Source organism: Mesorhizobium sp. KR2-14, assembly GCF_040049255.1.
In the GTDB taxonomy this organism is placed as follows: Bacteria; Pseudomonadota; Alphaproteobacteria; order Rhizobiales; family Rhizobiaceae; genus Pseudaminobacter.
Genome location: NZ_JBDZDR010000003.1, coordinates 406,295 through 418,986, shown reverse-complemented (window position 1 = coordinate 418,986; position 12,692 = coordinate 406,295). Strand labels below are relative to the sequence as shown.

Here is a 12,692-nt window from a genome sequence, read left to right as displayed (position 1 = left end):
CTGCCAGGCGGCCGGCTGGGCCGGACTAACGCTCCGGCGAGCGGGCGACTGCCACGGCCGGCACCTTGCCGCCAAGCGGGCGTGGCGCGGTCGCCCTTGGCGCTTCCGTCGTCGCCGACGGCTTGTCCGCGCCGCGGCGGGCCTTTGCCAGCCAGTCGAGATAGTAGGCCAGCGCGAACTGCAGGGCGATGCCGGTCGAAAGCAACACCGTGTCGTAGAGCGTGCCGCCGGGGCTCACCGTCTTCATGACCTGGCCGATCATCGCGAGCACCGTGCCGGCGATGAAGATCGGCAGGGAGTGGCGGCCGAGGATGGCCAGCGGGTTGTCGGCGCGGGTGCGGGCGAGATTTGACAGCACCGGTATGGCGACGACCAGATAGGCGAGCGCCAGCACGTGGGCCAGGCGCGGCAGCGACAGGAACGTCTTGTCGAAGCCGGTCAGCACGGCCGGCAGGCCGAAGGAAATGTCCACGCCCCAGAGCGGGACGCGCACCCAGGCCAGCGCCAGCAGCGCATAGGCGGCGGCCGCCCCGGCCAGCCACGGCCGGAAGGCGATGTCGCCGCCGCGCTTGACGTGCAGCATGGCAGCAAAGCCGATGACGAACAGGAACTGCCAGGACAGCGGGTTGAGGAACCAGTAGCCGGCGGTCGGGTAGTTGACGGGGGCGATCTTGTAGACGCCGCAGGCCAGCCAGATGAGCCCCGACACGGCAACCGTCAGCCGCAGGCTGACATTGCTCAGCACGAGGAACAGCGGCATCATCACAAGCAGCGCGGCATACATCGACAGGATGTTGTTGTAGCCGAGCTGGTGCCCGAGCGTGACGATGCCGAACAGGGCGCGCGGCGTGTCTTCCATCACGGTCTTGATGTTGATCAGCGTGAGGAGGTCCGGCCTTGCAAAATAGACGGCCGCGCCGGCGAAGATCGCCAGCGTCGCCATCGTCGTCATGATATGGGTGACATAGAGCACGCCCGCGCGCCGCCAGGCCTTGATCGTGACCAGAAGGCGGTTGCCGGGCTTGAACTTGGTGCCGTAGGCAAGCCCGATGGCGATGCCTGAGATCAGCACGAACGCCTCGGCCGAGTCGGAAAAACCGAAGTGCTTGTGGGTGACATACTCATAGATCGTGCCCGGCACGTGGTTGACGAAGATCGTCAGAAGCGCCAACGCCCGGAACACGTCGATGCGGGTATCGCGCTTGGAAGGTGCTGTTGTCGTCATGGCCGCCACGAAGCCTTATGCATGTTACAATTCCGACAGCCAGCGCACTTGGCGGTGATGCATGCCATTTCGGGCTGTGCTCTAAGACGGAGAAACGGCTATAAGAAGGTGGGGTTCGGGCTTGTACCCTCAAAAATGGTTAAGAGCCTGAAACAATGGCGACGGCCGCAGGCCAAGATGTCCGGCTGTTCAAGCCGCCTGTCTTCAACTATGCCAAAATCCAACCATGATCGCCCTGCATGGGGCCTGAACACCGGAACGCCATGATGACCGAAGCCACCACGCCCAACCGCTGCCGCATCGTGCTGATCGCCCCCGCCGGCGAGACGCCGGAGCAGTTCGAAGCGCGGCTTCGCCAGGCGATAGCCGGCGGCGACATCGCCTCGCTCATAGTGCCGGCTTTCGGCCGCGACGAAGCCGCTTTCCAGGCCTTTGCCGCGCGCATCGTTCCCGTGGCGCAGAACGCGGGCATCGCGGTGGTCATTGCCGATGACACCCGCGTTGCCGGGCGGGTGGGCGCTGACGGCATTCACCTGGAATGCGGGCGGGAGGATCTGGAAGAGGCGATCGAGCGCCACCAGGCGAAGATGATGGTGGGCGCCGGCGGCGCCAAGACGCGCGACGAGGCGCTGGAACTTGGCGAGGCGCGCCCCGACTACATGTTCTTCGGCCGCTTCGGCTACGACAACAAGCCCGAGCCGCACAACCGCAACCTGGCGCTCGGGCGCTGGTGGGCGGAAATGGTCGAAATTCCCTGCATCGTGATGGCGGGCTCCGACATTGCCTCGGTGGAAGCGGTGGCCGCGACCGGCGCGGAGTTCGTGGCGCTGTCAAGCGCGGTCTTCGGCGATGGCATCGACCCGAAACAGGCGATCGAGAAAGCCAACGCCGTGCTCGACGAAACCGCGCCGCGCTTCTTCGTCGAGTCCGATTAGCGGAGGAACCGATGGTGACAGCTTCGAGATACTCCGGCCCCGCGCTTTTCCTGGCACTGATGCTGGCGGCGTTCCCGTCGGCCACGCTGGCGCAGGAGACCGCCGGCGCGCCGGCGGAACAGAAGACGTTGCCCACCACGACGCCGGCTCCGAAGGAGATGACGCCGCTGCCGACGCCCACGGACGCGTTCGACCCCCAGCGTTTCGGCGGGAAGGCTACCGGCAGCGAGCCGGACCAGGACCGTTTCGGAGGCGCCAAGACCGACCCGGCCTACGGTGCCTTCCAGCGCGGCCTCTACAAGACGGCCTACAACCTGGCGATGACGCGCGCGGAAGCCGGAAATGCCGCCGCGCAGACGCTGGTGGCCGAAATCCTCTCGCGCGGGCTGGGCGTGGCGCGCAACAACAAGGAAGCGGCCAAGTGGTACAGGCTGGCCGCCGAGCAGGGTGTTCCCGAAGCCCAGTTCCAATATGCGCTGATGCTGCTCGACGGCAGCCTCGTCAAGAAGGACCCCAAGGCCGCCTTTGCGCTAATGCAGTCGGCGGCCGAAGCGGGCAACCGGCTGGCGCAGTTCAACTTTGCGCAGATGCTGGTGGCGCGCGACGCGGGCGCCAAGGGGCTCGAGGAAGCCGCCGTCTATTACGAGCGCGCCGCGCAGGCCGGCCTGGCGGACGCGCAATATGCCATGTCTCAACTCTACGCCAATGGCGTCGGCGGCAAGAAGCACGATGACGCCGAGGCCCGGCGCTGGCTGGTTCTGGCCGCGCGCCAGGGCTACGACACCGCACAGCTCGACCTCGGCACCTGGATGGTGAGCGGGCGCGGCGGCCCCCGCGAGGAAAAGGCGGGCTTTTCCTGGATGCTGCGCGCCGCCGCCGGCGGCAATGTGGCGGCCCAGAACCGGCTCGCCAAGCTCTACATGAACGGGTTGGGCACCGATCCCGACACCGTCACTGCGGCAGCCTGGTACATATTGGCGCGGCGCGCCGGGCTGACCGACCCGGTCATGGACGACCTTCTGGACGGGCTGACGGACGAGGAGCTGAAGCAGGCGCTCTACCGGGCCAACCGGCTGCGCTGATTACCGCGAATGACAGGCCGGCGAGCCGCCGCAATCGCATCAAAAACGCATCGGCAAGCACGTCGCTTTTGTGCCTGTCTCTTGCCTCTCCACACAAATTGTGGTCTTGGAAGCCCCGAAACCGCCGATCGGGCGGGCAATCTTTCCGGAACAGTGCACCAATGGCCAAGATCAACGGCAATGAAATCCGTCCCGGCAACGTCATCGAGCATGACGGCGGCCTTTGGGTGGCGGTCAAGACCAACCACGTGAAGCCCGGCAAGGGCGGCGCCTACAACCAGGTCGAGCTGAAGAACCTCATCAACGGCACCAAGCTCAACGAGCGCTTCCGCTCCGCCGAGACGGTCGAAAAGGTGCGGCTCGAGCAGAAGGACTTTTCGTTCCTCTACGAGCAGGGCGAATCGCTGGTGTTCATGGACACCGAGAGCTATGAGCAGCTCGAGCTCAACAAGGATTTCGTGGGCGAGCGCGCGGCCTTCCTGCAGGACGGCATGATGGTGACTGTCGAGCTCTACGAAGAGAAGCCGATCGGCATTGCGCTTCCCGACCAGGTGACGCTGACCATCACCGAAGCCGACCCGGTGGTGAAGGGCCAGACGGCCGCTTCGTCCTACAAGCCGGCCGTGCTCGAGAACGGCATTCGTGTTCTGGTGCCGCCCTTCATCGAGTCCGGCGAGCGTATCATCGTGGACACCAACGAAATCACCTACATCCGCCGCGCAGACTAAGCGCGGCGCCGGAGACTGGAAAAATGGCGCGTTCGGCGATTCTCAATGTCATGGTCCAGGCCGCGATGAAGGCCGGACGCTCGCTGGCGCGCGACTTCGGCGAGGTGCAGAACCTGCAGGTCTCGCTGAAGGGCCCCGGCGATTATGTCAGCCAGGCCGACCGCAAGGCCGAGGAGATCATCCACGCCGAGTTGTCGCGGGCGCGGCCCGGCTACTCCTTCCTGATGGAGGAGCGCGGCGTCGTCGAAGGCGAGGACGACCAGCACCGCTGGATCGTCGACCCGCTGGACGGCACCACCAACTTCCTGCACGGCCTGCCGATGTTCGCGATTTCCATCGCGCTCGAGCGGCAGGGCCAGATCGTCGCGGGCGTGATCTACAATCCGGCGATGGACGAGCTCTACACCGCCGAGCGCGGCGGCGGGGCCTTCCTCAACGACCGCCGCCTGAGGGTGGCGGGCCGGACCAAGCTTTCCGACGCGGTCGTCGGCACCGGCATTCCGCATCTGGGCCGCGGCCATCACGGCCACTTCCTGGTCGAGCTGCGCAACGTGATGGGCGAGACGGCGGGCATCCGCCGCATCGGTGCCGCCGCCCTCGACCTTGCCTATGTCGCCGCCGGCCGCCTCGACGGCTTCTGGGAAGAGCCGCTGGCCCCCTGGGACATGGCGGCAGGAATCCTGATGATCCGCGAGGCCGGCGGCTTCGTCTCCGACAAGCAGGGCGGCAGCAACATGCTGGACAACGGCACCATCGTGGCCGGCAACGAGGCGATCCACCGCGCGCTGCTGAAGACGCTGAAGAAGCCGGTGACGACACGCTGATCCTGCGGCGGCGCGGGCGGGCAGAACATGGGCCCGCGCGACCGTATGGCGGTGAAACGCCGCCCTCGAGACGTCGCAGCCCACGACCGAAGGCCTGCAATGCCGCTTTCCTCGCCCCGGAGCAGGAAGCGGCTTTCAATTTCGTCACATTTCCGTTTAGAGTCACAGGCAGTTTGGCGGGTGACCCGGCGGGTGCGATCATCCCGGCGGTTCACAAGGACTGACGACCTGGAGCGCAGGCGAACGCGCGAGACGCGGCCTGCCCGAAAAGCTCCAGCCATCGGAAAATCGGGGTGCGCATGGCGTTGCTGAGACAAATCGGAACGGGAGAAGCTGCCGAGGCGGCGAACTACGACCCGCACAAGCTGTCGAGCCCGCAGGTATTCCTCCTGTCGATGCTGGTGTTCCTGGCCATCGTCGCTTTCATCGCGGCGATCCTGACCCGGCAGATTTCATCGGCCTTCGCGACCAATCCCGGCCTGAACGGGCTGATCCTGGGCGTGCTCCTGATCGGCATTCTGCTGGCGTTCCTGCAGGTGACGCGGCTGTTTCGTGAGGTGCGCTGGGTGAATTCCTTCCGCGCCGGCTCGGAAACCACGACGCCGGTGCTGCTGGCGCCGATGAAGGCGCTGCTCGGCCGCTCGTCCTCAACCGCGCTCTCGACAAACTCGATGCGCACGATGCTGGACTCGATCGCCACGCGCCTCGACGAAAGCCGCGACATCTCGCGCTATCTGATCGGGCTTCTGGTGTTTCTGGGCCTGCTCGGCACCTTCTGGGGCCTGTTGCACACGATCGGCTCGATCGGCGACACGATCCAGTCGCTGGACCCCGGCAGCGGCGACACCGCAGCCGTGCTCGATGCGCTGAAGGCCGGCCTTGCCGCGCCGTTGGCCGGCATGGGCACGGCCTTCTCGTCATCGCTGTTCGGCCTCGCCGGCTCGCTGGTGCTGGGCTTCCTCGATCTGCAATCGGGCCGGGCGCAGACGCGGTTCTACACCGAGCTTGAAAACTGGCTGTCCTCGGTCACCGATCTCTCCTCCGACATCCAGCCCGTGGCCGAGCCCGTCCATGCCGGCTCCTCCGAAGAGCTCCGCGTGCTGGCCGAGCGGTTGCACAGCCTTCAGGAAAGCGGCGGCTCCAGCCCGCGCGTGGCCACCGCCATGGCCAATCTGGCCGACGGCATTTCCGGCCTTGTGAAGAACATGCGCTCCGAACAGCAGATCATGCGCGACTGGGTGGAGGCGCAGTCGCAGGAACAGCAGGCGATGCGGGCGACGCTGGAAAAGATCGCCGAAGCCTTGAAGACGAGGGAGCACAGCTGACATGGCGCTGAGCCGCCGGCGCAGCGACCGCCGCATCGACTACTGGCCGGGCTTCGTCGACGCGCTGTCGACGCTGCTCCTGGCCATCATGTTCCTGCTTTCCGTCTTCGTGCTGGCGCAGTTCCTGCTCAGCCGCGAGATCACCGGCAAGGACGAGGTGTTGAACCGCCTCAACTCGCAGATCAACGAGCTGACGCAGCTTCTGGCGCTGGAAAAATCCAACAGCCAGGACGCGCAGGATTCGCTGGCCAACCTGCAGGCATCGCTTTCGGCCATGGAATCAGAAAAGAGCCGGCTGGAGCAGCTTCTGGCGCAGGGCTCGGGCGCCGGCGCGGCAGCCGAAGCACGCATCGGCTCGCTGAGCGGCGAACTGGACGAGCAGCGCCAGGTCAGCCAGCGGGCGCTGTCGCAGGTCGAACTGCTGAACCAGCAGATCGCTGCGCTACGCAAGCAGATCGGCGCGCTGGAACAGGCGCTGGAAGCCTCCGAGGCCAAGGATCGCGAATCCAACACCAAGATCGCCGACCTCGGAAAGCGGCTCAACGTGGCGCTGGCGCAGCGGGTGCAGGAGTTGAACCGCTATCGCTCCGACTTCTTCGGCCGCCTGCGCGAAATCCTGTCGGATCGCGAGAACATCCGCATCGTCGGCGACCGTTTCGTCTTCCAGTCGGAAGTGCTGTTTCCGGTCGGCTCCGAGGTCATCAACGATGCCGGCCGCACCGAGATGAAGAAGCTGGCCGACGCCATCATCGACCTGCAGAAGGAAATTCCGCCCGAGATCAACTGGGTGCTGCGCGTGGACGGCCACACCGACGACCGCCCGCTTTCAGGCGCCGGGCGCTATCGCGACAACTGGGAGCTCTCTTCGGCCCGCGCGACCTCGGTGGTGAAATTCCTGATCGAGAACGGCGTGCCGGCCAACCGGCTGGTGGCCGCCGGCTTCGGCGAATACCAGCCGCTGGACGCGGCCGGCACCGACGAGGCGCGCTCGCGCAACCGCCGCATCGAGCTGAAGCTGACGGAGCGCTGAGGCGCTGCGCCGGGGCTTGCATGCCGCGGCGCGTTGGTGTTCCTCTCCGACCAGCAGAAAGTCCGGAGGCACCATGTCATTCGCAAAACTCGACCAGCTCGGCCGCAAGCTCGAGGCGCTGGAACACGCGCTGGCCATTCTCGGCGCCGACGAGGCGACCCACATGGCGGTGGGCGGCGGCGAGAAGCGCGCCGAGGCAATTGCGGCAATCGCTGGCATGCACCATCGGCAGGCGACCGCTCCGGAAATCGCCGACTGGATCGGCGCTGCCGAAGGCGAGGCGCTGGACATCGACCGCCAGGCCGCTCTGCGCGAATTCAAGCGGCAATACACCAACATGACCTGCCTGCCCTCCGAATTCGTCGAGCGGCAGACGGTGGCGCGCATGCGCTGCGAGCAGCTATGGCGCGACCTGCGCGCCAAGAACGACTGGGCCGGCTTCCTGCCGGCGCTGGAGGGCGTGATCGCACTGGTGCGCGAGGAAGCCGCCATGCGCGCCGACGCGCTCCGTCTTGCCCCCTATGACGCGCTGATGGAGCAATATGACCCCGGCAACCGCGCCGCCGACATTGCGCCGGTGTTCGATGAACTGAAGATTTTCCTGAAGGGCTTCGTGCCGGAAGCGCTGGAGGCGCAGGCCGCGCGGTTGGCAAAGACGCCGCTGAAACCGCTCTCCGGCGTCTACCCGTTTGAGCGGCAGCGCGAGTTGGGCCTTGCGATGATGGCGGCGGTGGGCTTCGATCTGACGCGCGGCAGCCTGTCGGTCTCGCACCATCCGTTCTGCGGTGGCGTGCCGACGGACGTGAGGATCACCACCCGCTACAAGACCACCGACTTCCTGTCTTCGCTGATGGGCGTGCTGCACGAGACCGGCCACGCGCTCTACGAACAGAACCTGCCGCAGGAATGGTCGCACTGGCCGCTCGGCAAGGCGCGCGGCATGGCCGTGCACGAGAGCCAGAGCCTGTTCGTGGAAAAGCAGCTCGGTCGCAACCCGGCCTTCTGGGACTGGGGGCTGCCGCTGATGGAAGAACATCTCGGCGAGCACTGGAACAAGGCCGACATCCTCGCCCATGTCCACCAGGTGGAGCCCGGCCTGATCCGTGTCGACGCCGACGAGGTGACCTATCCGCTGCACGTAATCCTGCGCTTCGAGCTGGAGCAGGAGCTGGTGAGCGGCAAGCTGAGCCCGGTCGACTTGCCGGAAGCCTGGGACGCCAAGATGCGCGACTATCTCGGCCTTTCCACCATCGACAACCCGGCCGACGGCCCGATGCAGGACGTGCACTGGCCGAGCGCGGCCTTCGGCTATTTCCCCTCCTATACGCTGGGCGCCATGATGGCGGCGCAGCAATGGGCGGCGCTGACGCGGCAGCATCCGGACGTGAATGAAGAGATCGCCAGGGGCGATTTCGAGACGGTGAACAGCTGGCGGCGCGACAACATCTGGTCGCAGGCCTCGCGCTATTCGACGCCGGAGCTTCTGGAACGCGCAACGGGCGAGAAGCTGAACGCGAAGTATTTCACGGAGCATCTGAAGCAGCGCTACGGGGTTTGATGCCCCGATCGGGACGAAGAATACCCTCCGGCGCTTGGCGTTTCCTCGCCCCCTGCCTTGCGGGCGGGGCAATCGCATTTGAAAGGCCCCCCACCCCTACCCCTCCCCACAAGGGGGAGGGGAACTTCGTTGGACTGCCTCCAGCACCAATCTTCACCGTTTTTGGTGACCATGATGACGAGATCGTCCCCCTCCCCCTTGTGGGGAGGGGTTAGGGGTGGGGGTACAAGGCCGGTCAATCACGATCCATATGCGATTGTCCCCTGCCTTGCGGGCGTTGCGCCGGCGAAAGTGCCCTCCCCATTTTCCCGCTTGATCTCCCCCGCCTTTCGCCGAAACTGGCCGTGAGGTGAGGGAGACCAAAAGGATGGCGGAGCAGGCGGATGCGATCGTCGTGGGCGGCGGGCTGGCCGGACTGGTGGCAGCGGCCGAGCTGGCGGATGCCGGCAAGCGGGTGATCATCCTCGAACAGGAAGGCGAAAACTCGCTCGGCGGCCAGGCCTTCTGGTCGCTGGGCGGACTGTTCTTCGTCGACAGTCCCGAGCAGCGCCGCATGCGCATCAGGGACAGCCGCGAGCTTGCGCTGCAGGACTGGCTGGGCTCGGCGCAGTTCGACCGGCCGGAGGACTTTTGGCCGCGCAAGGTGGCCGAAGCTTTCATCGACTTCGCGGCCGGCGAAATGCGCCCCTGGCTGCACGCGCAGGGCATGCGCTGGTTTCCGGTGGTGGGCTGGGCCGAGCGGGGCGGCGCGCTGGCCACCGGCCACGGCAACTCCGTGCCGCGCTTCCATATCACCTGGGGCACGGGCCCCGGCGTGCTGGAACCGTTCTTGCGACGCGTGCGCGAACACACCTCGGCGGAGCGGATCGAGCTGAAGTTCCGACATCAGGCCAGCCGACTGATCAGGACCAATGGCGCGATCACCGGCATCGCCGGCGAAATCCTCGAACCGTCCACCGTGGAGCGCGGCCAAAAGTCCGGGCGCGGCACGGTCGGCGAATTCGAGTTCAGCGCTGGCGCGGTGCTGGTCACCCCCGGCGGCATCGGCGGCAATTTCGAGCTGGTGCGGCAGAACTGGCCGCGGGAACGCCTCGGGCCCCCGCCGAAGAACATGGTCGCCGGCGTGCCGCATCATGTCGACGGGCGCATGGTGGCGATTGCACAGGAAGCGGGTGCTTCGGTCATCAATGGCGACCGCATGTGGCACTACACCGAGGGCGTGAAGAACTGGGCGCCGATCTGGCCGAACCACGGCATCCGCATCCTGCCCGGGCCGTCGTCGCTGTGGTTCGACGCGCGGGGCAACCGGCTGGCTGCGCCGTGCCTGCCCGGCTTCGACACGCTGTCGACGCTGAAGGCGATTTTGGCGACGGGCCAAGACTATTCCTGGTTCGTGCTGACCCAAAAAATCATCAAGAAGGAGTTCGCGCTTTCGGGCTCCGAGCAGAACCCGGATTTTACGTCCAAGAGCTGGCGCGCGGTGCTGAAAAGCCGGCGCGGGGCCGGCGCGCCGCCGCCGGTGGAAGCCTTCAAGCAGCACGGCGAGGATTTTGTGGTGCGCGACAATCTTCGCGATCTGGTGGAGGGCATGAACGCGCTGACAGGCGAGCAACTGATCGACCACGACCATCTGCGTAACCAGATCGAGGCGCGCGACCGGGAAATCGACAATCCGTTCTCGAAGGATGCGCAGGTAACCGCCATACGCGGCGCGCGCAACTATCTCGGCGACCGCCTGGTGCGCACGGCCAGGCCGCACAAGATCCTCGATCCGGCCAACGGCCCATTGATCGCCGTGCGGCTCAACTTCCTCACCCGCAAGACGCTGGGCGGGCTGCACACCAATCTCAACGCGCAGGTGCTGGATGCGGCCGGCGAGCCGATTCCCGGCCTTTATGCGGCGGGCGAGGTGGCCGGCTTCGGCGGCGGGGGCTACCACGGCTACAACGCGCTGGAAGGCACGTTCCTTGGCGGCTGCATTTTTTCGGGCCGCGCCGCCGGAAGGCATGCGGCCGGGCGATAGCTACTCCGCCGCCTGGAAGGCGGTGGCGCCGGTCTCGAACTGCAGGCGGGCGAGCTCGGCATAGACGCCGCCCTTGCGCACCAGCGAGGCGTGGGTGCCTTCCTCGACGATGCGGCCGCCATCCATCACCAGGATGCGGTCGGCCTTGAGCACTGTCGCGAGCCGATGGGCGATGACGATTGTGGTGCGGCCCTGCATCAGCCGCTCCAGCGCGGTCTGCACCGCAGTTTCGCTCTGCGCGTCGAGCGCGGAGGTGGCCTCGTCCAGCAGCAGGATCGGCGCGTCGCGCAGGATGGCGCGGGCTATCGCCACGCGCTGGCGCTGGCCGCCCGACAGCATGACGCCGCGCTCGCCAACCGGCGTGTCATAGCCTTTCTCGAGCTTTTCGATGAATTCGTCGGCCAGCGCATCGCGCGCCGCCGCCCGGATATCATCCGGCGAGGCGCCCGGCCGGCCGAAGGCGATGTTCTCGCCGGCCGTCGCGGCAAAGACGGTGACGTCCTGAGGCACGATTGCCGTGCGCGCGCGCACCGCCTGCGGATCGGCCCTGGAGACGTCCACGCCGTCGATCAGCACCGAGCCCGAAAGGGGGTCGTAGAAGCGCAGGATCAGCGAGAAGATGGTGCTCTTGCCCGCGCCCGAAGGGCCGACGATCGCGACCGTCTCGCCCGGCTGGATCGAAAAGCTGACATTGTGCAGCGTCGGCCGGTCGGGCCGTGCCGGATAGGCGAATGAGACGTCGCGGAACTCGACCCGGCCCTCGGCCTTTGCCGGCAATGCCAGGGGTGTGGCCGGCGCGATGATCTGCGGCTCTTCGGCGAGGATTTCCGTGAGCCGTTCGGCAGCACCCGCCGCCTGGCTGAGGTCGCCCCACACTTCCGACAGGGCGCCGAGCGCGCCGGCTGCGAAGACCGAGTAGAGCAGGAACTGGCCGAGCGTGCCGGCAGAAATCGAGCCCGACAGCACGTCGCGCGAGCCGAACCACAGCACCGCCACCACGGAGGCGAAAATGGTGAAGATGGCAAAGAAGGTGAGGAAGGAGCGCGCAAGGATGGACGAGCGTGCCGCCTCGAAAGAAATATCCACGGCGCGCGCGAAGCGGCCCGTCACCAGCTTCTCGTTGGTGAAGGCCTGCAGGATGCGCATGGCCCCGATCTGCTCGCTGGCGTAGGCCGTGGCGTCGGCCAGCGTGTCCTGCGCGGCGCGCGACTTGCGGCGCACCGAGCGGCCGAAAGCCACCAGCGGCAGCACGATGACCGGAATGGCGGCCAGCACCAGCCCGGAAAGCTTGGGGCTGGTGACCACCATCATGCCGATGGCGCCGAAGCAGAGGATGAGGTTGCGCAGCGCAACGGAAGCCGTGGCACCGACGGCCGACTTCACCTGGGTGGTGTCGGCGGTCAGCCGCGACACGATCTCGCCCGACTGCGCGGTGTCGAAGAAGGCCGGCGACAGCCGGGTGACATGGGCAAAGACGTCGCGGCGGATGTCGGCCACCACACGCTCGCCCAGCGTGATGACGAAATAATAGCGGCAGGCCGAAGCCAGCGCCAGCAATGCCGCCATGATCACCAGCATGGAAAAATAGCTGGCGATGAAGCCCGAATCGGAAGTGGAGAAGCCGTGATCGATCATGCGCCGCACGGCGATGGGCAGCGTCAGCGTGGTGGCCGCGGCCATGACCAGCGACACGCCGGCGCCCACCACGAGGCCGCGATAGCGCGTGAGGTAGGGAGAGAGGCTGCGTAGCGGCTTGAGGGAGCGACGGGTTTGCTTTTCCACAGTCCGCCCGGTTTCAGCCATCTTGTCCGTCCTTTCGGTCATCGGCGCGAAACCGCCGCTGCGGCCTTGAGATTCGCATTTGCCTGATGTATAGGCACGCCGACCGTTTTAGAAGCCGCGGCCTCTCAATAGCTGCGGCTTTGAATTTTCAAAAGAGGCGCATCGCCGCAGGCGCAAGCC

The 12,692-nt window shown here is 66.4% G+C and carries 10 protein-coding genes; 8 read left to right on the top strand and 2 right to left on the bottom strand.

Features of this window, described 5'->3' with window-relative positions; genetic code table 11:
* Positions 1–25: 25 nt before the first annotated feature.
* Positions 26–1,225, bottom strand: coding sequence for an OpgC domain-containing protein (opgC, locus tag ABLE86_RS10920; RefSeq protein ID WP_348778967.1), 1,200 nt, complete (start codon positions 1,223–1,225; stop codon positions 26–28).
* Positions 1,226–1,491: 266 nt separating this feature from the next.
* Here opgC and ABLE86_RS10915 point away from each other — a divergent pair, with 266 nt between their 5' ends.
* The 8 genes from ABLE86_RS10915 (at position 1,492) to ABLE86_RS10880 (ending at position 10,730) form a co-directional block, all read left to right on the top strand.
* On the top strand, positions 1,492–2,160 hold the full coding sequence (locus ABLE86_RS10915; protein WP_348779219.1) for a thiamine phosphate synthase: 669 nt from the start codon (positions 1,492–1,494) through the stop codon (positions 2,158–2,160).
* An 11-nt stretch (positions 2,161–2,171) separates the two neighbouring features.
* Entirely contained in the window at positions 2,172–3,242 is a 1,071-nt protein-coding gene (locus ABLE86_RS10910) for a tetratricopeptide repeat protein (RefSeq protein WP_348778966.1), read from the top strand.
* A 161-nt stretch (positions 3,243–3,403) separates the two neighbouring features.
* Entirely contained in the window at positions 3,404–3,970 is a 567-nt protein-coding gene (efp, locus tag ABLE86_RS10905; RefSeq protein WP_348778965.1) for an elongation factor P, read from the top strand.
* A gap of 23 nt (positions 3,971–3,993) precedes the next feature.
* Entirely contained in the window at positions 3,994–4,794 is an 801-nt protein-coding gene (locus ABLE86_RS10900) for an inositol monophosphatase family protein (RefSeq protein ID WP_348778964.1), read from the top strand.
* A 299-nt stretch (positions 4,795–5,093) separates the two neighbouring features.
* On the top strand, positions 5,094–6,119 hold the full coding sequence (locus tag ABLE86_RS10895; RefSeq protein ID WP_348778963.1) for a MotA/TolQ/ExbB proton channel family protein: 1,026 nt from the start codon (positions 5,094–5,096) through the stop codon (positions 6,117–6,119).
* 1 nt (position 6,120) lies between these two features.
* Positions 6,121–7,149: a peptidoglycan -binding protein gene (locus tag ABLE86_RS10890; protein ID WP_348778962.1), complete on the top strand. Its 1,029-nt coding sequence runs from the start codon at positions 6,121–6,123 to the stop codon at positions 7,147–7,149.
* A 73-nt stretch (positions 7,150–7,222) separates the two neighbouring features.
* Positions 7,223–8,707, top strand: a complete 1,485-nt coding sequence (locus ABLE86_RS10885) for a carboxypeptidase M32 (protein WP_348778961.1) — start codon at positions 7,223–7,225, stop codon at positions 8,705–8,707.
* A 367-nt stretch (positions 8,708–9,074) separates the two neighbouring features.
* The gene (locus tag ABLE86_RS10880) at positions 9,075–10,730 is read left to right on the top strand and encodes an FAD-binding dehydrogenase (RefSeq protein ID WP_348778960.1); all 1,656 of its coding nucleotides are present in this window, start codon (positions 9,075–9,077) and stop codon (positions 10,728–10,730) included.
* Here the strand turns inward: ABLE86_RS10880 and ABLE86_RS10875 are convergent, their stop codons facing one another.
* Complete coding sequence (locus tag ABLE86_RS10875; protein WP_348779218.1) at positions 10,731–12,533, bottom strand: ABC transporter transmembrane domain-containing protein; 1,803 nt, start codon at positions 12,531–12,533, stop codon at positions 10,731–10,733.
* Between the last annotated feature and the right edge of the window lie 159 nt (positions 12,534–12,692).

Coding starts and splice junctions, on each gene's coding strand:
- ABLE86_RS10885 (WP_348778961.1), top strand. CDS start 7,223: ATGTCATTCGCAAAACTCGACCAGCTCGGCCGCAAGCTCGAGGCGCTG.
- ABLE86_RS10915 (WP_348779219.1), top strand. CDS start 1,492: ATGACCGAAGCCACCACGCCCAACCGCTGCCGCATCGTGCTGATCGCC.
- opgC (WP_348778967.1), bottom strand. CDS start 1,225: ATGACGACAACAGCACCTTCCAAGCGCGATACCCGCATCGACGTGTTC.
- ABLE86_RS10880 (WP_348778960.1), top strand. CDS start 9,075: ATGGCGGAGCAGGCGGATGCGATCGTCGTGGGCGGCGGGCTGGCCGGA.
- efp (WP_348778965.1), top strand. CDS start 3,404: ATGGCCAAGATCAACGGCAATGAAATCCGTCCCGGCAACGTCATCGAG.
- ABLE86_RS10875 (WP_348779218.1), bottom strand. CDS start 12,533: ATGGCTGAAACCGGGCGGACTGTGGAAAAGCAAACCCGTCGCTCCCTC.
- ABLE86_RS10910 (WP_348778966.1), top strand. CDS start 2,172: ATGGTGACAGCTTCGAGATACTCCGGCCCCGCGCTTTTCCTGGCACTG.
- ABLE86_RS10900 (WP_348778964.1), top strand. CDS start 3,994: ATGGCGCGTTCGGCGATTCTCAATGTCATGGTCCAGGCCGCGATGAAG.
- ABLE86_RS10890 (WP_348778962.1), top strand. CDS start 6,121: ATGGCGCTGAGCCGCCGGCGCAGCGACCGCCGCATCGACTACTGGCCG.
- ABLE86_RS10895 (WP_348778963.1), top strand. CDS start 5,094: ATGGCGTTGCTGAGACAAATCGGAACGGGAGAAGCTGCCGAGGCGGCG.